The 19,726-nt window shown below is 48.9% G+C and carries 14 protein-coding genes; 10 read left to right on the top strand and 4 right to left on the bottom strand.

Translation table 11 applies throughout. From position 1 onward, the window contains the following. The first annotated feature begins 372 nt into the window (after positions 1 to 372). The 6 genes from gltB (at position 373) to B7991_RS04110 (ending at position 12,100) form a co-directional block, all read left to right on the top strand. Positions 373 to 4,794, top strand: coding sequence for a glutamate synthase large subunit (gltB, locus tag B7991_RS04135; protein WP_088629719.1), 4,422 nt, complete (start codon positions 373 to 375; stop codon positions 4,792 to 4,794). An 18-nt stretch (positions 4,795 to 4,812) separates the two neighbouring features. Further along, positions 4,813 to 6,177, top strand: a complete 1,365-nt coding sequence (locus tag B7991_RS04130) for a glutamate synthase subunit beta (protein WP_088629718.1) — start codon at positions 4,813 to 4,815, stop codon at positions 6,175 to 6,177. A 211-nt stretch (positions 6,178 to 6,388) separates the two neighbouring features. After that, complete coding sequence (dapF, locus tag B7991_RS04125) at positions 6,389 to 7,195, top strand: diaminopimelate epimerase (RefSeq protein ID WP_088629717.1); 807 nt, start codon at positions 6,389 to 6,391, stop codon at positions 7,193 to 7,195. Between the two features lie 53 nt (positions 7,196 to 7,248). Next, entirely contained in the window at positions 7,249 to 8,457 is a 1,209-nt protein-coding gene (locus B7991_RS04120; RefSeq protein ID WP_085490364.1) for an LL-diaminopimelate aminotransferase, read from the top strand. Positions 8,458 to 8,523: 66 nt separating this feature from the next. Continuing rightward, entirely contained in the window at positions 8,524 to 10,038 is a 1,515-nt protein-coding gene (locus B7991_RS04115; RefSeq protein WP_088629716.1) for a sigma 54-interacting transcriptional regulator, read from the top strand. Between the two features lies 1 nt (position 10,039). Further along, positions 10,040 to 12,100 (top strand): NAD(+) synthase, encoded by a 2,061-nt coding sequence (locus tag B7991_RS04110; protein WP_088629715.1) that lies wholly within the window; start codon positions 10,040 to 10,042, stop codon positions 12,098 to 12,100. A 245-nt stretch (positions 12,101 to 12,345) separates the two neighbouring features. Here B7991_RS04110 and B7991_RS04105 read toward each other — a convergent pair whose 3' ends face one another. Together B7991_RS04105 and B7991_RS04100 are read right to left on the bottom strand one after the other, a co-directional pair. Further along, positions 12,346 to 13,611 (bottom strand): ammonium transporter, encoded by a 1,266-nt coding sequence (locus B7991_RS04105; RefSeq protein ID WP_014546485.1) that lies wholly within the window; start codon positions 13,609 to 13,611, stop codon positions 12,346 to 12,348. Positions 13,612 to 13,667: 56 nt separating this feature from the next. Then, a complete protein-coding gene (locus B7991_RS04100) occupies positions 13,668 to 14,009 on the bottom strand; it encodes a P-II family nitrogen regulator (protein ID WP_088629766.1) in 342 nt (113 codons plus the stop codon). 335 nt (positions 14,010 to 14,344) lie between these two features. On the opposite strand from B7991_RS04100, the gene B7991_RS04095 reads away from it, so the two are divergent. The 3 genes from B7991_RS04095 (at position 14,345) to grpE (ending at position 16,650) form a co-directional block, all read left to right on the top strand. Then, positions 14,345 to 15,043, top strand: a complete 699-nt coding sequence (locus B7991_RS04095; RefSeq protein WP_217898037.1) for a hypothetical protein — start codon at positions 14,345 to 14,347, stop codon at positions 15,041 to 15,043. 14 nt (positions 15,044 to 15,057) lie between these two features. Next, positions 15,058 to 15,672, top strand: coding sequence for a hypothetical protein (locus B7991_RS04090; protein WP_088629713.1), 615 nt, complete (start codon positions 15,058 to 15,060; stop codon positions 15,670 to 15,672). 288 nt (positions 15,673 to 15,960) lie between these two features. Further along, positions 15,961 to 16,650 carry a nucleotide exchange factor GrpE gene (gene grpE / locus B7991_RS04085; protein WP_088629712.1) on the top strand — a complete coding sequence of 230 codons (690 nt, stop codon included), beginning with the start codon at positions 15,961 to 15,963 and terminating at the stop codon, positions 16,648 to 16,650. A 54-nt stretch (positions 16,651 to 16,704) separates the two neighbouring features. Here grpE and B7991_RS04080 read toward each other — a convergent pair whose 3' ends face one another. Both B7991_RS04080 and B7991_RS04075 read right to left on the bottom strand, forming a co-directional pair. Then, positions 16,705 to 17,001, bottom strand: coding sequence for a HigA family addiction module antitoxin (locus B7991_RS04080; RefSeq protein WP_088629711.1), 297 nt, complete (start codon positions 16,999 to 17,001; stop codon positions 16,705 to 16,707). Between the two features lie 9 nt (positions 17,002 to 17,010). Continuing rightward, positions 17,011 to 17,292 carry a type II toxin-antitoxin system RelE/ParE family toxin gene (locus tag B7991_RS04075; protein ID WP_088629710.1) on the bottom strand — a complete coding sequence of 94 codons (282 nt, stop codon included), beginning with the start codon at positions 17,290 to 17,292 and terminating at the stop codon, positions 17,011 to 17,013. A gap of 259 nt (positions 17,293 to 17,551) precedes the next feature. Here B7991_RS04075 and B7991_RS04070 point away from each other — a divergent pair, with 259 nt between their 5' ends. After that, positions 17,552 to 19,654 carry a family 43 glycosylhydrolase gene (locus tag B7991_RS04070; RefSeq protein ID WP_088629709.1) on the top strand — a complete coding sequence of 701 codons (2,103 nt, stop codon included), beginning with the start codon at positions 17,552 to 17,554 and terminating at the stop codon, positions 19,652 to 19,654. Positions 19,655 to 19,726: the final 72 nt, after the last annotated feature.

Genomic DNA, 19,726 nt, shown 5'->3' with positions numbered 1-19,726 from the left:
TTTATGTACGATAATCTTTTAGCTAGAAATGTAAAAGTCAAGTCGACAACTCCAAAGATCCTTTAAAAAACGCCTTTCTATACGGAAACAATAAAATTGCAAAACAAAGAATCCGAAAATCACAACACAGCATTCAAAGAAGTCTAATAAGAGCAAATTCATCAAATTTAGATTTACGTATTTTGTAAAAATTCAAAATTTAATTTCAAAAACTGTAAACCGCGTTTGTATCAAATTTTAGAGATTCTGTTCAGAAATTTCTTTCTTTTACATTTTTAACCGCTTTTTCATGAATTGAAGCGGGCTTTACGCATCTTGTCGCGAGTTGGCACAGTTTTTGCATATAGGGCGCAAAAACTAAAAAGGATTTCTATGCAAGCACAAGCTCTTTATGATCCAGCCAACGAACATGACGCCTGCGGCGTCGGCTTGGTCGCCAATATAAATAATATTGCTTCTCACCAGATTGTTGTCCAGGGTATCACCGTCTTAAAACGCCTCCTCCATCGTGGTGCAACAGGTGGCGACCCGGAAACGGGTGATGGTGCCGGCCTTTTGCTTTCGATGCCGCACAAGTTCTTCCACAAGATCTACAACGATCTTCCGAGCCGTTACGGCGTGGCAATGATCTTTGTCGAAAATACGGTGGCTGCCGATTCTGCCGATGCAGAAATTGAAAAGCTCGCTGCTGCCGAAGGTGCTCCGGTCGTCAAGATTCGTGAAGTTCCGGTGGACCCGTCCGCTATCGGTCACACGGCTCGCGAAACGCTCCCGCACATCCGTCAGTACATTTTTGACGGCTCTAAGTTCGAATCGAACGAAGCATTCGAAATCAAGCTGTTTGTGCTCCGCCGCTTGATCGAAAAGTCTGTCAAGAACCTCTACATCTGCTCTTGCAGCTCCAAGACGATTGTCTATAAAGGCCTCTTGCTAGCCACACAGATCGAAGGCTTTTACAAGGATTTGAAGGATAACGATTTCGAAAGTGCTATCGCACTTGTCCACCAGCGTTATTCGACCAACACGTTCCCGACTTGGCCCCTGGCCCATCCGTTCCGCTACCTCGCTCACAACGGCGAAATCAATACGCTCCGCGGTAACCTGAACAGCCTCAAGGCTCGTGAACCGTACCTCAAGAGCGACCGCATTGGCGAAGATTTGCAGAAGTGCTTGCCGCTGATTGCCGCAGGCCAAAGCGACTCCGCTAGCCTCGACAACATGTTTGAACTTTTGGTGGCCGCTGGCCGTAGCCTCCCGCATGCGATGCTCATGATGATGCCGCAGGCTTGGGGTGCAAAGCATTACCTCGGCCGCGATGTGCGTGGTTTCTTCGAATACGAATCCATGTTGATGGAACCGTGGGATGGTCCGGCAGCTGTCGCATTCTCCGACGGCGTGAACGCTGGTGCCATTTTGGACCGCAACGGTCTTCGTCCGGCACGTTACACTTTATGCAAAGACGGTTTGTTTGTCATGGCATCCGAAACGGGTGTGCTCGACATCGACGACGACCAGGTTGAAGAAAAGGGTCGTTTAAAACCGGGTGAAATCATTTACCTCGATATTGAAAACCACCGCATCTTGAAGAATGCGGAAATGAAGGCTCTCGTCGCCCGCAGCAAGCCGTACCGCCGCTGGGTTGCCGAAAACAAGATGAGCGTTCGCGGCCTCTTCAGCGAAATCAATCCGTCTGACGTTCCTGCCGATTTGCTTATCCAGCAGAAGCGTTTTGGTTACTCTGCCGAAGACTTGAGCGTAATTTTGCAGCCGATGGCAAAGACGGGCGCAGAACCGCTCGGCTCCATGGGCAACGACGCCGCTCTCGCCGTGCTTTCTGACAAGCCGCAGCCGCTGTTCAACTACTTCAAGCAGTTGTTTGCCCAGGTGACGAACCCGCCGATTGACCCGATTCGTGAAGAACTCGTGATGAGCCTTACGACCTACATCGGTAACCACGGCAACATTCTCGAAGAAACTCCGGAACAGGCTCACCTCATCAAGATTCCGCGCCCGGTCGTGACCGAAGACGAAATCCGCCGTTTCGAAAACATCGGCGACAAGAGCTTTACCGCCAAGGTGCTCAAGATGCAGTTCCCGATTGGCGGCAATGGCGAAGTTCTCGAAGAAGCTTTGCAGAAGCTCGCTGGTGACGCTATCCGCGCTGTGCAGGATGGCTTCAACATCATCGTCCTTTCCGATAAGAACGTGGATTGGGGCTATGTGCCGATGCCGTCGCTCTTGGCAACCGCTTGCGTAAACCGTTCGCTCGTTGAAGCCGGTGTCCGTCCAGAAATCGGTTTGATTGTGCAATCTGGTGAAGTCCGCGAAGTCATGCACTTCGCCCTTCTCCTTGGTTACGGCGCAACAGTGATCAACCCGTACCTCGCTCTCGAGAGTATTTCGAACCTTTGCCATACGGGCGAGCTCGACGTGGATCCGGTCACTGCCGCCGCTAACTACATCAAGGCAGTCGACAAGGGTCTCCTCAAGATCATGTCCAAGATGGGTATTTCTACGCTCCGTAGCTACCGCAGCGCACAAATCTTTGAAGCCGTCGGCCTTAACCGCGAATTCATCGACAAGTACCTTCCGGGTACGGCAAGCCGCATCGAAGGTATCGGCCTCAAGGAAATCGCTCAGGAAATCGACGCTCGTTGCCATATCGCCCTTGCCGACGCTAGCAGCGTTCTCAAGGAAGGCGGTCAGTACCGCTATCGCAGCGAAGGCGAACGCCACTTGTGGACTCCGCAGTCTATCGCTGCATTCCGCCAGGCGGTGCAGATGGGCGATTACGAAAAGTTCAAGGCTTACTCCAAGCTCATTGACGATCAGTCCGAACGCCTCGCAACGCTCCGTGGTCTATTCAAGTTCAAAGAAACGACTCCGATTGACATTTCCGAAGTCGAATCTCGTGAAAGCATCGTCAAGCACTTTGTCGCTGGCGCTATGAGCCTTGGCTCCTTGAGCCCGGAAGCTCACGAAACTATCGCTATCGCTATGAACAGCGTGGGTGCCATGAGCAACTGCGGTGAAGGTGGTGAAGACCCGGATCGCAATACTCCGGGGCCGAACGGTGAAATCCGCAGCTCTGCTATTCGCCAGATCGCTTCTGGTCGTTTCGGTGTGACAATTGACTATCTCCGTCACGCTAAGGATTTGCAAATCAAGATGGCTCAGGGTGCAAAGCCGGGTGAAGGTGGTCAGCTCCCAGCTCGCAAGGTGAACGAATTTGTGGCTCGCGTGCGTCACTCTATCCCGAATGTGTCGCTCATTTCTCCGCCGCCGCACCACGATATTTACTCCATCGAAGACTTGGCTCAGCTCATTTACGACTTGCACAACTCCAACCCGAAGGCTCGTGTTTCTGTGAAGCTCGTGTCCGAAGTCGGTGTCGGTACGATTGCAGCCGGTGTTGCCAAGGCTCACGCAAACGTCGTTCTCATCTCTGGTCACGATGGCGGTACGGGCGCATCTCCGCTCACTTCCATTAAGCATGCCGGTCTCCCGTGGGAACTTGGTATTGCCGAAGCTGAACAGACTCTCGTTTTGAACAATCTCCGTGGCCGCGTGAAGCTCCAGGTCGATGGTCAGCTCAAGACCGGTCGTGACGTTGTGATTGGCGCTCTCCTCGGTGCCGAAGAATTTGGCTTTGCCACGAACTTGCTCGTATCGCTCGGCTGCATTATGGACCGCCGCTGCCATACGAACCAGTGCCCGATGGGCCTTGCCACGCAGGATCCGGAACTCCGCAAGCACTTCAAGGGCAAGCCGGAATACGTCAAGAACTTCTTGTTCTTCATTGCTGATGAAGTCCGCGAAATCCTCGCAAGCCTCGGTCTCAAGAGCCTCCATGAAGCCTGCGGCCGTAGCGACTTGCTTGACGTGAACAACGCTATCGAATTCTACAAGGCAAAGCACCTCGACTTCAGCAAGGTCTTCCAGACTGTTGAAGGCTGCAAGTCTTACGACGAAAATTATGAACCCGAAGAACTCGTCAACTTTGACCGCCGCGAAATTCTCCCGTTCGTGCAGGATTCCTTCAAGGAAGGCAAATCGGTGGAACTTTGCGCTATGATCCACAACACGGACCGTACGGTCGGTACAGAAACTTCTGGCTACGTGGATGACTTCTACGGTGCAAAGGGTCTCCCGGAAGATACGATCAAGATTCATTTGCAGGGTGTTGCCGGCCAGAGCTTCGGTGCATTCCTCGCTCCGGGTATTACTCTTGACCTCGAAGGTGAAGTCAACGACTTTATGGCAAAGGGACTCAGCGGTGGTAAGATCATCGTTCGCCCGCCGCACAACGCAACGTTCAAGGCCGAAGACAACGTCATCGCTGGTAACGTCATCGGCTACGGTGGCACGAGCGGTAAGGTGTTCATCAACGGTCTCGCTGGCGAACGCTTCGGTATCCGTAACTCCGGTATGCTCCTCGTCTCTGAAGGCGTGGGTGACCATGGTTGCGAATACATGACGGGTGGTCGCGTGGTCGTGCTCGGTCGCGTGGGAGTGAACTTCGCTGCCGGTATGACGGGTGGTCTCGCTTACGTCTACGACGAAACGGGTCACTTTGACTTGAGCTGCAATGTGGATTCTGTGGACCTTGAAAGCGTGCTTCCGGGTACGGAAAGCGAAAAGGAACTCCTCGACATCATCAAGCAGCACGTCGAAGCTACTGGTTCTGCAAAAGGCAAGCGCATTCTCGAAGACTGGAATGATGCCCGTCCGAAATTTGTAAAGGTATTCCCGGTTGAATACCGTCACGCTTTAGCTATGCACACTCAGAAGTAAACCGGTACGGAGGATATAATGGAAACAGTACAGAGAATACAAGATGTTTACCGTCCGGTTGATGAACGTGTCAAGGACGTAAAAGAAGTTGAACGCCCGCTGACTGCCGTTGAAATTGTGGCTCAGGCAGGTCGCTGCTCAAATTGCGGCGTACCTTTCTGCCACGGCGCAGGTTGCCCGCTTGGAAACCTCGTTCCGGAATTTAACGAAGCGGTTGCCGCAGGCGATATCCGCAAGGGGTACGATATCATTAGCAAGACGGCATTCTTCCCGGAATTCACGGGACGTGTTTGCCCGGCTCTTTGCGAATCTTGCTGCACACGTAACTTGAATGACGATGCTGTGATGGTCCGTCAGGTCGAAAAGTTCATGATCGAAACAGCCTTCGATGAAGGCTGGGTGAGCCTCCCGACGGCTGAACCGAACGGAAAGACTGCCGCCGTGATTGGCGCTGGCCCTGCAGGCTTGTTTGCCGCCGAAGCGCTCCGTCGCAAAGGCTTTGCCGTGACGGTTTACGAAAAGCACGAAAAGCCGGGTGGACTCCTGCGTTACGGCATTCCGAACTGGAAACTCGAAAAGCAGGTGATTGACCGCCGCGTGGCACTCCTCGAAGCTGCTGGCATCAAGTTTATTTGCAATACCGAAATCGGCAAGGATATTTCTGCTGAATACATCCACCGCAATTTCGATTACACGTTCCTCGCTATTGGTACGCCGAACGCTCGTGACTTGAAAATTCCGGGCCGTGAAGCCGAAGGCATTTACCTCGCTCTCGATTACTTGCACGGTGCCGAAATGCCTGATTGCAAAGATCCGGAAAAGTACAATGCCAAGGGCAAAAAAGTCTTGATCATTGGCGGTGGCGATACGGGTAACGACTGCGTGGGTAAAGCAATTCGTGAAGGATGCAAGAGTGTTCTCCAGGTGGAATTCATGCCAAAGCCGCCAGAGACTCGTTCACCCTCTACGCCGTGGCCGGATTGGCCGTACTTGCTGCGCACAAGCTACGCACACCACGAAGGCGGCGAACGTCGCTGGAATGTTTCGTCTAAGCAGTTTATTGTCAAGGACGGTCATGTGGCTGGTGTCGAAGCTGTCCGTGTCGAATGGGATATGTCTCCGCTCGGCAAGCCGCTCAAGCCGAATGAAGTTCCGAATTCTACGGAAATCATCGAAGCTGATTTGGTCGTGCTCGCCATGGGCTTCACAGGCGTTCCGGCTGAAGGCCTCGTGAACGACTTGGGATTGAAACTTACGCCACGTACGGCAATCATCCCGGACCCTGCACGTAACATTTACGCGGTCGGTGACTGTGCTAACGGAGCTTCGCTTGTGGTTCGCGCCATGGCAAGCGCCAAGCAGGTCGTAAACCGACTCAAGTAATACATCTCCGTTCCTGAAACTCAAGAGTTTTACAATTTTTGTAAAACTCTTTTCTTGTTTTTACACGTTTTGTAAAATATTTCATTTCCTGAAAATCTCTTAATTTTCAAAATCCTCGAAATTACTTCAAAATCAGCGCTTTTACTGAAATTGTAAAAGTGGCACGATTTTTGCCTATAGAGCGCGAATAGCGTAAAAAGGATTACATTTTATGTCTTTAAAATTTTCAAAATGGACTGGTCTTGGCAACGACTTCGTTCTTGTCGAACCTGGTGAGTCTTTCGACATGACTCCGGGCAAGGCTCTGGAACAGCGTGTAATTGAACTTTGCGATAGACGCTTTGGCATTGGCGCTGATGGGGTAGTCGTCGTAACTCCGATAAACGAAAATGTAAAAAGTAACGAATTTGAAATGCGCATCTTCAACGCAGACGGTTCCGAAGCCGCCATGTGCGGAAACGCCACGCGTTGTGTTGCGAAGTTTATCCAAAGTCGCGGTCTTAGCGATGATAGCAATTTTATTTTGCACACCAAAAGCGGTCTTGTAAAGCCATCCGTTCTGCCGGATGGCCGTGTTTGTGTAAATATGGGCCTCCCGCGCGAATTCTTGGGAACCATCAAGCTTACGGCAGACACTTTTGATTTTACGGGCGTAACAGTTTCTATGGGCAACCCGCATACCGTTATCTTCGTAGACGACATCGAAAAAATCCAGCTTGAAAACTGGGGAAGCATCCTCGAAGTAGACAAGATTTTCCCTGACCGTTGCAACATCGAATTTGCACAAGTGATCAACGAAAATACGATTCGCATGCGCGTCTGGGAACGCGGTTGTGGCGTGACGATGGCTTGTGGCACCGGAAGCTGCGCAACGCTTGTTGCCGCCCAGCGCACGGGTCGCATCGGTCTCGAAGCAGACGTTGTCTTGGATGGCGGTACGCTTCACATCAAGCACGAAGAAGGCGGCCCCGTCTTTATGACCGGCCCCGCAAAAGAAGTCTTTAAGGGCGAAATCTAAATCGTTTAGACGAGAGAGCTCGTAAAACCTATTACCTAAAACGAATACTAAAAATGAACAATTCAATCATCAATCCGTACTACGATCGTCTTCCTGGCAGTTACCTTTTTTCAACGATTGCCAAGAAAATCAAGGAATACCAAGGCACCCACGAAAATGCAGACATCATCCGCTTGGGCATTGGCGATGTGACTTCTCCGATTATCCCCGCTGTGATCGAAGCCATGCACAAGGCCGTGAACGAAATGGGAGTCAAGTGGACGTTCCGCGGTTACGGTCCAGAACAAGGTTATGATTTCCTCCGCGAAGCCATTATCCGTGGTGAATACACTCCGCGCGGCATTGAAATGGATCCGAACGACGTGTTCGTGAGCGATGGTTCCAAGTGCGATGTTGCAAATATCCAGGAACTCTTCTCAGCTGACGCCAAAATTGCAATCCCGGACCCGGTTTACCCTGTGTATCTCGATAGCAACGTGATGGCTGGTCGTACGGGTGTTCTTCAGGACGATGGTCATTTCTCCGAAGTGACTTATCTCGCCTCAACGGCAGAAAACAACTTCCAGCCGGACTTGCCGAAGAATCCAGTCCAGTTGATTTACCTTTGCAGCCCGAATAACCCGACCGGTACGGTGCTCACTCGAGAAACGCTCCAGAAGTTTGTGGATTACGCCAACGAAACAGGTGCAATTATTTTGTTCGATGGTGCATACAACTGCTACATCCGCGACGAAAAGCTCCCGCACTCCATTTACGAAATTCCGGGCGCTCGCACTTGCGCCATTGAATTCCGCAGCTTCAGTAAGACCGCCGGATTCACGGGCGTTCGTTGTGCATACACAATTGTCCCGCACGAACTTGAAAAGCTCCGTGCCATGTGGAACCGCCGTCAGTGCACTAAGTTCAACGGCGTAAGCTACGTGACACAGCGCGCTGCAGAAGCTATTTACACACCGGAAGGCTGGGAACAGACAAAGGCCGTCATCAGCGGTTATATGGATACAGCTGCAAGAATCCGTAAGGAATTGACGGAATGCGGTTATACCGTTTTCGGTGGCGAACACGCTCCTTACATTTGGTGGAAATTGCCGGAAGGCGAAAAATCGTTTGACTTCTTTGACCGCTTGCTTGCCACGTGCGAAGTTGTCGGCACGCCGGGTAGTGGTTTTGGCCCGTGCGGTGAAGGCTATTTCCGCCTGACCGCTTTTGGCGACCCAGATCAGACTGCAGTTGCCCTCAAGCGCATTAGGGAAAAGTTGTAAAACGAAGTCATTAGTTATTGGTCAAAGCCCTTTAGTATATAACAATCATTTACTATTTTACAAATTATGAAACAACCAATAGGTCCAGAAATCGCGGTCGTTCAAAAGATCAGTACAATCATCATCCACGAGAGAAACGTTGAAAAGCTCTTGGATAATGTGCTCACCATTTTGGATACCGACATGGGTATGCTGAACGGCACGTTTACTTTGCTGTTCGGTAATACCTTGAAAATTGAAGCATCGCATGGACTTGATGAAAAGAAAAAGCGCCTGGGCCAATATCAGGTGGGCGAGGGCATCACTGGACATGTGGCAGAAACAGGCCGCAGCCACGTGATTCCCGACTTGCGCAAGGATTCTCGATTCTTGAACCGCACAGGCGCTCGCAATTACGATAGCCAGGTCGCATTTATCTGCGTTCCGCTGATTCACGATGAACAAATTATCGGAACGCTTTCTGTAGACCGCCCTGTCAATGTGACGACGGATCTGGACCGCGATGTCGCACTTTTGGAAATCATCGCCAACATCACGGGTGATGCCGCTAGCGAATGCCAGACAATGCTTGTGGAACGCCAGTCCTTGATTGACGAGAACCAGAAGCTGCGCGACATGCTCAGCGGTAAGCCGAGTGAACTTGTTGGCAACTGCCGCGAAATGCAGATTGTGTACGAACAAGTGCGTCAAGTCGCTCCGTCGGATGCGACCGTGCTTATTCGCGGTGGTAGCGGTACGGGTAAAGAGATGATTGCTCGCGCAATCGTGCAGCTTTCTTCTCGTAAAGACAAGCCGTTTGTAACGCTCAACTGCGCAGCCCTCCCAGAAAACCTTGTGGAAAGTGAACTTTTCGGTCACGAAAAAGGCGCATTCACAGGTGCTATCAACATGCGCAAGGGTCGTGCAGAAATTGCCGATGGCGGAACGCTCTTCCTCGACGAAATTGGCGATTTAACAATGCAGACTCAGGTCAAGCTGTTGCGCTTTTTGCAAGAACGCACATTCAGCCGAGTCGGCAGCAACGAAGAACTCCATTCCGATGTTCGCTTCTTGGCGGCCACAAGCCGTAACCTCGAAGAACTCATGGAAAAGAAGCTCTTCCGCGAAGACTTGTTCTACCGCTTGAATATTTTCCCGATTGCGATGCCGGATTTGGCAAAGCGCCAGAGCGACATTATTTTGCTTGCCGAGCATTTCATTGAAAAGATGAATCTCAGGTACGGCAAAAAGATTGTTCGCTTGTCCACAACAGCAATTAATCTTTTGATGAGTTATCATTGGCCGGGTAACGTCCGTGAACTTGAAAACTGCATTGAACGCGCCGTGCTTACGGCAACAGACGATTGCATCCATAGCTACAATCTTCCGCCTTCATTGCAGACTAGCTTAAGCACGGGTACCGGAAAGATTATTACCGATCACGCTCCGCTTGACGTGATGATGTGCAATTACGAAAAGGAATTGATCACAGAAGCTATCAAGCGCAACGACGGTAATATTTCGGCAGCGGGTCGTGAACTTGGCATCTCTCCGCGAATGATGAATTATCGAATGAATAAACTAGGATTGATTACAAAATAAAATGTTCGGTTTTTACAGAATCGCTTCTGTGTGCCCAACTTTGAAAGTTGCGGATACGGAATTCAATACTGATGAAATCATACGCTGCGGTCTCCTCGCCAAAAACGAAGAGGCCGCAGTTGTCGTTTTCCCTGAACTCTGCATTACGGGTTACACCTGTAGTGATTTGTTCCATCAAGAGCTTTTGCTGAAGAAATCGTTTGCATCGCTTTTGAAAATTGCAAAGGCATTTGACGATTCCGACATGATTGTCGCTGTGGGGCTCCCGCTCCGAATGTTCGGTAAGCTCTATAATTGCGCGACCCTTTTGCAACGCGGAAAGATTATTGGCATTACACCAAAGATTCACCTACCGAACCAGCGTGAATTTTACGAAAAACGCCATTTCAATAGCGGTCGCGATTTGCTAAGCACAAACAGTGCTAAAATTGGCGGTTATGGGAAAACTCCACTCACGTATTCGTTTGATGGCTTGGGCGAGGTTCCGATAACAAACTTCTTTACGGTAAACGGTAGCGAAGAAATACGCATTGGCGTGGAACTTTGCGAAGACTTGTGGACAGCGGCACCGCCTAGCGGTGAACTCGCTTTGGCTGGCGCTAATGTGGTTTTAAATTTGTCCGCAAGCGATGCGCTCGTGGGGAAGGGCGATTACCGTCGCAATCTCGTGATGAATCAGTCTGCGCGCTGCATGGCGGCGTACGTTTATGCATCTGCCGGCGTTCACGAATCCACGACCGACATGGTCTTTAGCGGCCATTTGATGATTGCCGAAAACGGTTCCATGCTCGCCGAACGCAAGAATTACAGTCGCAAAAGTGAAATCGTTTTTGCCGATATCGATGTACAGCGTTTGAATGCCCAGCGCTTAAGCGAGGGCAGCTTCCAAGATTTCGATTCCACAGAATATTTTGCAAAGGCCGCAAATTTTGCATCACTTCCCGTTGTTGCGAATGATTCTGAAAAGCCCACGGAAGGTCTTAAATACCGCTACATTGCGCCAACGCCTTTTGTTCCAAGCGACATTGCACATCGTGATTCCAACTGCCGCGAGATTTTCAACATCCAATGCGCAGGGTTTGCGAAACGTCTGGAATCTTCGTATGCCAAGCGTGCAGTTCTCGGGCTCAGTGGCGGTCTAGATTCAACGCTTGCATTGCTTGTCGTTGTCGAAACATTCAAATTGCTGAATCGCCCGCTAAACGAAATTCTCGTGATTACAATGCCTGGATTCGGCACGACCAAACGCACAAAGAACAATGCTGTTGCGATGGCGGAACTCTTGGGCGTTGAACTTCGAACAATTGATATCAAGCCCTCTTGCTTGCAGCATTTCAAAGACATCGGTCACGATGCTGCAAAGCTTGACGTGACGTACGAAAACGTACAGGCTCGCGAACGTACCAAGATTTTGATGAACTTGGCAAATAAAGAAGGCGGCATTGTCGTTGGAACGGGCGACCTTTCCGAAATCGCTCTTGGCTGGAGCACGTATAACGCCGATCACATGTCCATGTATGCCGTGAACTGCGATATTCCCAAGACGCTCGTGCGTCACGTTGTCGCATGGTACGCTGATCATGTGCAGGAATTGATGGGGGTGAGTGCGGCAAATTCCCTGGATTCCGCGAAAGCCCTCGCCGATGTTCTCCGCGACATTTTGGATACGCCTGTTTCACCAGAGCTTTTGCCCGCCGATAGCAACGGACAAATCGCCCAAAAAACGGAGTCCATTCTCGGGGCTTATGAAATCCACGATTTTTATCTGTATCATTTTACAAAATATGGTGCAGAACCACGTAAATTGCTTTACTTGGCCGAGAAAGCTTTTGGGGCTAAAGTGGGCGAGGATGGCTCCGCAATTGAAGCGAAATACCCGCGTGAAGAACTCGTTCGCGTTCTCAAGCTTTTCCTGAAGCGTTTTTTTGCGCAGCAATTCAAGCGCAGTTGCATCCCGGATGGTCCAAAGGTCGGAACGATTTCGCTCTCTCCGCGAGCCGACTGGCGAATGCCCAGCGATGCATCTTCTGCGGACTGGCTCAAAGAAATCGAGAATCTCTGAGTCGCGCGGAATTCACCAAACGAACATTTCCAAGCCGCCTCGTGCGGCTTTTTTTGTAGCACAAAATCGAAAAATAGTCGCCACGCACAAACGTAAAACCCCGGAACATTCGTTCCGGGGTACTTTAGTCAACAGAGATACTTTTTGTAGTTGTTAGTTATTGGTTGTTGGTCGTTAGTTTAAGACTTGGAAACTTCAGTAAGTTTTTTTAACTAATGACTATTGACTAATAACTAAGTGCTAAATTACATGTTGCTGAAGATTTGGAATCCGCTGTAAGCTTCTTGACCGTGTTCAGCTTGGTCAAGGCCGCGAAGTTCTTGCTTTTCTGTAACGCGGAGGCCCATGGTCTTCTTGATGATGAAGAAGATGAGGCTTGCTGCAGCGAAGCACGGGACAGCGTAGGCGAGGACGCCAACAGCCTGAGTGCCGAGCGTGTAGTCACCGGTGATATCGAAGATACCGACAGCGAGCGTTCCCCAGACACCGTTGACGAGGTGAACAGAGAGAGCGCCGACCGGGTCATCCAAGTGCAAGCGGTCGAACATGAAGACTGCACCGACGACGAGCACACCAGCGATAGCACCGATAATCCAGGAAGAAAGCGGGGTCACGACGTCTGCACCAGCGGTGATAGCGACGAGACCAGCAAGGCATCCGTTGAGAGCCATGGTGGCGTCCGGCTTCTTGGAAACGATCCAGCTTGTGAGCGTTGCAGTGATAATGCCTGCGACAGCAGCGAGGTTCGTGGTCACGAGAATCCAGCTAGTAGCCTTCGGGTCACCGTTGAGAGCAGAACCGGCGTTGAATCCCCACCAACCGAACCAGAGCATGAACACACCGATTGTTGCGAGCGGAATGTTGTGAGCCGGGATAGCGTGAACCTTGCCACCGACATACTTACCGATACGCGGTCCGAGAATCATGACGCCAGCGAGAGCTGCCCAACCACCCACAGAGTGGACGAGGGTAGAACCGGCGAGGTCATGGAAACCGTGAGCACCAAAGGTGGAGAGCCAGCCGCCGCCCCATGTCCAGCTACCGACAACCGGGTAGACGAGAGCCACGTAGGCGATGGTGAAAACGAGGAAGGAGTTGAGCTTCACACGTTCAGCAACGGCACCAGACACGATCGTTGCGGCGGTTGCTGCAAACATTGCCTGGAACAGCCAGTCTGTGAACAACGTAAAGTGTCCGTTGTAGGCTGCGGTGAAGTTTGCCGGATTTGCCCAATCGCCAATGCCGAAGCCTGCGAAACCGAGAATTCCGTTGAAAGTGCCCGGGTACATAAGGCCAAAGCCAAGCAAGGCATACATCGTGATACCGATTGCCGGCACAGCGATGTTTTTGAAAGCGACGTTTGCAGAGCACTTAGCACGCACAAGGCCTGCTTCGACACATGCAAATCCGAGACCCATGATGAACACCAACATGGCGCTGATCATGATCCAAATGTTTTCCGTCATAAAGATGGCGTCGTTGACGGTTGCGACTGTTGCTACTTCGTTCATTTGTATAAATCCTTTTTGAAAATTTTAGTTTCTAATTCTGAATTCCTGATTCCGAATTATCCAATCGCTTCCGGTCCAGTTTCACCCGTGCGGATGCGAACACACTGTTCAAGCGACGTGACGAAAATCTTTCCATCGCCGATTTCACCCGTACGAGCGCCCTTGATGATGGCATCAATGCAAGGCTGTACGAATTCATCATTCACAGCAATCTTCAGACAAATTTTCTTGAGCAAATTAACTTCAGTAACAACGCCACGGAAACGTTGATTGTAACCCTTCTGCTGGCCGCAACCAAGAACGTTAGTGACAGACATCTTGTAGATCTTGTTCTCATATAGCGATTGCTTTACGCTATTGAGCTTTTCAGGTTGAATGTAAGCTGTGACGAGCTTCATGTTGGTATCCTTTTTTTGAGGTTTCTTTTTGTTCGCACTCGTATTTGCAAAATGCGTGCCAAAAATTTTTCCAACACATAAAAAAGCTCGCAATCCCTTATTCTATGCGGGTTGCGGGGCAGTGTAGGGTAGAAAGATTCCTCAATTGAAAGATTTACAAGAATTGTAAGAAAGGCTTTTTATTTACAGAGTGTGAAACTACTTTTTGTATATTTTTCTACCGTAAAAATTTCTACGTAGGCTTTTCTTGCACAAATCTGTAATATTAAAACATGAGACATCTTAAAATTTTACCCATAATCGCCATAGCGCTCCTCGCGGCGTGCAAATCAACCGTGCCGCAGTCCGAAAGCCTGCTTGAAGAACACGTCTCGTCGGCGGGGGAGATCTGTTCGAGTTCAGTAACGGAGCTTATTCCAGAAAGTAGTTCGAGTTTCAGCTCTAGTTCTAGCACAATAGTACTTCCTATAGCATGGGATACTTTAACTTTAGACGATCATATCGATTTCGGCGATACTTGTATTATGTGGGGGAGTCTTTTCTGTTGGAATTATGATGAACTTCTAAAAGATTCACTATTGAATTTCAGAATAGCGGAATATTCGTTATTATCTTCCTTATATCATGCACTGCATCAAGGTGCTTATGTCTATTTTCAAGAAAGTTGCGGTGGCACTTTTTTGATTTCAGCGTGCGAAGTTTTATATAAAGACAATAAGCTCCAATTAAACGCGTCATCTGCTGGAAGTGTGGTGACAATTTCTGTGACAATAACGAAAGGTCTCGCAACAATACAAGAAAAAATCAACTATTCACAAAAAGAGCTTTTTGATAGAATCTGTAGTTATCACAAAGAAGACCCCAAAATAGAGCATGTTGAATGCATTGAAAATACAATAACGTTTACCAAAAAAAATAATTTTAGCGATAACGATTTAAAAATCCTTGCTAATGAACTCGACAAAGAAGCTTGCGACGCCTGGCGTATGGATAATACACGTTCACAATGTTATTTCGGTAATGGTGAAAATTAAAAAATTGGGATAACATGGAACTCCTTAAAATTTTACCTATAATCGTTATTGCAATCCTCGCGGCGTGCTGGTCGTTCTCGTATGCAGAAACCGAGTCTGACAATGACAATCTAAATTTAGATTCAGCTTTTCAAGCTTTTGATAAAGAATATGAATCACACAATTGCAGAAATAGACCAGAAAATTTGAAACTTAAGGCCGCAAAAGATTCTTTAGAACAAGCCATATTCCCAGTGTTATTAACAGATAAAAATATATCAGGATGTGGATTCGATCATGACGTTTCATCCTGTAAGGTTCTTCTTAAAGATGATAAAATCCAGCTAAATGTGTTATCTGAAGAAAAAAACGTAAAAACAACAGTAAATATTGCTAACGGAATTGCAACGGTCCAAGAAGAATTTACAAGCCACTACAACGATGCTGAATTGGCAGAGTTTTGCAAATTTCACCAAATTGATAAAAAAGTAAAAGATGTCAAATGCATCAATAAAACCATAATTTACACCGTAAAATATAACTTTAGCGATATCGAATTAAAGAATCTCGAGGATGAATTATATTGTCAATGTGTTCGGTGGCTAATATTCAACCACAATTATTGCGGACAGCGATCTGATGAAAACTAAAAATGAGATTCCTTAAAATTTTACCCATAATCGCCATTGCGTTCCTTGCGGCGTGCAAATCAACCGTGCCGCAGTCAGAGCGTTTGCTCGAGAAAACGATAATTATCGCAATATTTTAGTTTACATAATCCGCATTATCGGAAACAACGATTTAGAAAGGGGAGTCAGGCTTGTTTCACATTAAAACAATTTTTGACGTTTTTTGTTGGCATGGTATTTGCTATCTTTATGTCGAAATTGTAAAACAGATGTCCGCACGGACAATTATTAAAGGAATATTGATAAATCATGGCTGAAGAAAAGAATCCGGAACAGAATATTGAACCGAACGAAGCTGAACGTGCTCAATTTGAACAGGATGTGCTGAAAGCCGCCCAAGACGCAATGAATCTCGAAGCCGAAGCTAATGCTTCGGCAGGCTCAGCAACCGACAATGCCAACGCCGAAAAGCCCGCTGACGTAGAAGGTCAAAATGCCGAAGCGCCAAAGGACGACGAAAAAGCCGCCGAACAGCCCGCAGCACCTTCCGCCGAAGAAATTTTGAAACAGCAGCTCGCCGAATCCAACGATCGCTTCGTTCGTTTGATGGCCGAATTCGAAAACTTCCGCCGCCGTAACGCCAAGGAACAGCTCGAACTCATCGAAACAGCCAACGGCAAGCTCCTCGAAAAACTCTCCGAAGTCCAGGACAATTTCGAACGTGCTTTCGCCAGCGAAAACAAGGCCAAGGATCTCGAAGCCTTCGAAAAAGGCATGCAGATGATTTATAACCAGTTCGCTAAGGTTCTCACGGACGCAGGACTTGAACAGATTGACCCGACCGGCAAGGAATTCGACCCGAACCTCCACGAAGCTCTGATGCAGCAGCCCTCCGAAACTATCCCGGAAGGTCATGTTGTCACCGTATTCCAGAAGGGTTACAAGCTCAAGAACAAGATCCTGAAGACCGCAAAGGTTATCGTTTCCTCCGGGAAATAACCCCCATATCCCCCGCCTTTATGCCCGCCACTCCCCCGTGAGCGGGCTTTTCTATTATGCAGGAACAAAAGTTTTGATTTTCTCAAGTTCCTCAGCCAATTCAATTTTTAGATTGCGAATATCAATATCGTCTTGTAGCGAGATGAAATAATCATCAGATACTCCAAAGAACTTGGCTAATCTTAAAGACGTATCGACAGTAATCCTTCTACGGTCATGAAGAATATCTTGAATCCTAGAAATGGGAACATTTATAGCCTGAGCGACCTTGTAAGCGGACAACCCCATAGGAATCAAAAATTCTTCGTTCAATATTTCTCCGATAGTCGGTGTTTCAATATGCTTGTTCATAACTAACTCCTAGTGGTAGTCTACAATTTCAATATTGTAAAAGTGACCATCATACATTCTAAAACATATACGCCATTGGTCATTTATGCGAATAGAGTATTGCCCAATTCTATCTCCATGTAACTGTTCCAAACGATTGTTTGGCGGAATACGTAAATCATCAAGACATTTGGCATTATCTATCATCATTAATTTTCTTAAAGCAACCTTTTGAATCGTGTTTGGCAATCGCCTTGAAAATTCCTGGTTATAGATGAGCTCTGAGTCTTTATCTGCAAAGCTTTTTATCATAGTCTAATATACCTTTTTCATGTGTATACGTCAAGTAGGTGTATTTATTTTGGAATAGAATGTCTAAACATAGTTTGCACCCTACTTATATACACGCTTTTTTAAGGCTTTTGTCTCAATTTTTATTGGGTAAATGTTTTTTACAATCCTTCCCTTTTGATAAAATGACAATAGAGATTTACGCAAGCGATTAACCGCAAACATTTTCAGATATATCTTTGTTATTGGGTGTAGGAATTAACAAGGAATGGAGATCAAGATGTTTGGTAAAATCCTAATCGTTTCTTCCGTATTGGCCTTGGCTTGTACGGGTTTCGCTCAGAAAATTGTAATCACGACGAACTATACGGCGGATCCGGCGCCCTATGTCCATGGGGATACGGTTTACCTGTACACGACCCACGACGAGGACAATGCCGACGGGTTCATGATGTACGACTGGTTGCTGCACACTTCCACGGACATGGTCAACTGGACCAGCCACGGTGCCGTAGCGAGCCTGGGCGACATCAAGTGGAGCTCAAAAACCAACGGGGCCTGGGCGGAACAGGTCATCGAGCGCGACGGCAAGTGGTTCATGTACGTCCCCATTCACGGCAACGGCATTTCCGTCTTGGTGGCGGACAACCCTTACGGCCCTTTCAAGGAACCTTTGAACAAGGCACTGGTCTGGCAGCGCGAGCACTGGAACGATATCGACCCTACCGTCTGGATTGACGACGACGGACAGGCCTACATGTACTGGGGCAACCCCGATTTGTACATGATCAAGTTGAACAAGGACATGATTAGTACTCAGGGGTCCATCGTCACCTACCCCAAGATCAAGGATTACCAAGAAGGCCCCTGGGTCTATAAGCACGGCGACCATTACTACATGACTTTCGCATCCACCTGCTGTGCCGAAGGTATCGGGTATGCCATGAGCGACAAGATTACTGGCCCCTGGACCTACAAGGGCGACATTATGCCGCATTCTTCGCGCAGTAACGGAAACCACCCGGGTATCATCGATTTCAAGGGGAAATCCTACGTTTTCGGCCTCAATTACGAACTTTGGCGTTACAAGTCCGAGAAGATGGGCCAGAAATTCCAACACAAGGAGCGTCGTTCTGTCGGCCTTTCCGAAATGAAGTATAACGCCGACGGCACTATTCAAAAAATTGACTATTGGCCGGATAATGGCGTGGCCCAGCTGGAAGATTTCGACCCATACAAGCGCGTGGAAGCGGAAACCATGTCGTGGGGCGAAGACGTGAGGGTCCGCAAGAGCGGCGCTGCAGGCAATACGGTCATCACCAATCTTTCCGAAGGAAAATACACCAAGATTAGCGGCGTGGAATTCGGCGACGCGGGCGCGGAAAGCTTCTCGGCGTCGGTGCTGAGCGTCAAGAAGGCGTCGAGCATCACCGTCCGCCTGGACAAGGTGAACGGCGAAATTGTTGGCAAGGCGGAATTTTCCGCAGACGGCCTCGTAACAGTTCCGCTCACAGGTGCCGTTGGCAAGCACGACGTATTCTTCGTGTTCGCAGGCGACTTCGAAGCGGACTACTGGGAATTCGAGGATAGCAAGACCGCTATTCCGCAAAGCCCGTTCTGCAAGGAAAAACTCAAAGATGCAGAAGCCAAGTGTGATGTACCAGCCGTAGGTGCAAGCGTTGAAGGCCCCGCAAACTTCATTGACTTCGAAAACTATGACGTGGGCGGTGCCGGCAAGGCCTACTATGACATGGACACCGAAAACCAAGGCAAGGAATATCGCGAAGATCGCGTGGATATCGTGAAGAACGGCGATGGATTTGCCGTGGGCTACACGCAGAAGGGTGAATGGCTGGAATACACCGTGAACGTCGAAACTAGCGGAACCCTCCCCTTCGAACTTTCTTACGCAACAGGCATGGAAAGCGCAAGCGTACGATTCTTTATGGACAATGAACCCATCACCGATACACTCTCGCTTTCTGGAACCGATGACTTCGATACATACGCTACGTACAAAGGCAAAACAACCAAGGAACTCACCAAAGGCGAACACGTGCTCAAAGTCCTAATAACAAGCGACTACGTAAACCTCGACTGGATTGCCTTCGGTAAAATTGATGGCGATATTATGGACAAGCGCAATGGCACCACGGGCATCTTGCCGAAATTTGCTTCGGATGCTGCAAACGCTTTCGCAAAAACCGCAGGTGTTTACAAGGTCTTTGACCTGATGGGCAATATGGTTGGCAAAGTCCGCCTTAACGCAGGAGCTTCGCTGACAGAAATCAAGACCGGACTCAAGACGGCCGGCTTTGGGCGCGGAGTCTACGTCGTCCGGAATCCTGCTGGAAAGCCCCTAAAATTGCAAGTCGGGGAATAAGCCCTACCTCCCCCACATTTAAAGTCCCCGACCTCACTCACGAGGCCGGGGATTTTTAGTGTCAAAGTTTAA

It is taken from the genome of Fibrobacter sp. UWB3, from assembly GCF_002210405.1.
Classification (GTDB): domain Bacteria; phylum Fibrobacterota; class Fibrobacteria; order Fibrobacterales; family Fibrobacteraceae; genus Fibrobacter.
This window is presented reverse-complemented; position numbering and strand designations above follow the sequence as displayed.

What these genes read in the sequence shown, in the direction of transcription:
- B7991_RS04100 (WP_088629766.1), bottom strand. Translation starts at nt 14,009, where the DNA reads ATGAAGCTCGTCACAGCTTACATTCAACCTGAAAAGCTCAATAGCGTA.
- B7991_RS04115 (WP_088629716.1), top strand. Translation starts at nt 8,524, where the DNA reads ATGAAACAACCAATAGGTCCAGAAATCGCGGTCGTTCAAAAGATCAGT.
- grpE (WP_088629712.1), top strand. Translation starts at nt 15,961, where the DNA reads ATGGCTGAAGAAAAGAATCCGGAACAGAATATTGAACCGAACGAAGCT.
- B7991_RS04120 (WP_085490364.1), top strand. Translation starts at nt 7,249, where the DNA reads ATGAACAATTCAATCATCAATCCGTACTACGATCGTCTTCCTGGCAGT.
- B7991_RS04090 (WP_088629713.1), top strand. Translation starts at nt 15,058, where the DNA reads ATGGAACTCCTTAAAATTTTACCTATAATCGTTATTGCAATCCTCGCG.
- dapF (WP_088629717.1), top strand. Translation starts at nt 6,389, where the DNA reads ATGTCTTTAAAATTTTCAAAATGGACTGGTCTTGGCAACGACTTCGTT.
- gltB (WP_088629719.1), top strand. Translation starts at nt 373, where the DNA reads ATGCAAGCACAAGCTCTTTATGATCCAGCCAACGAACATGACGCCTGC.
- B7991_RS04110 (WP_088629715.1), top strand. Translation starts at nt 10,040, where the DNA reads ATGTTCGGTTTTTACAGAATCGCTTCTGTGTGCCCAACTTTGAAAGTT.
- B7991_RS04075 (WP_088629710.1), bottom strand. Translation starts at nt 17,292, where the DNA reads ATGATAAAAAGCTTTGCAGATAAAGACTCAGAGCTCATCTATAACCAG.
- B7991_RS04130 (WP_088629718.1), top strand. Translation starts at nt 4,813, where the DNA reads ATGGAAACAGTACAGAGAATACAAGATGTTTACCGTCCGGTTGATGAA.
- B7991_RS04070 (WP_088629709.1), top strand. Translation starts at nt 17,552, where the DNA reads ATGTTTGGTAAAATCCTAATCGTTTCTTCCGTATTGGCCTTGGCTTGT.
- B7991_RS04080 (WP_088629711.1), bottom strand. Translation starts at nt 17,001, where the DNA reads ATGAACAAGCATATTGAAACACCGACTATCGGAGAAATATTGAACGAA.
- B7991_RS04105 (WP_014546485.1), bottom strand. Translation starts at nt 13,611, where the DNA reads ATGAACGAAGTAGCAACAGTCGCAACCGTCAACGACGCCATCTTTATG.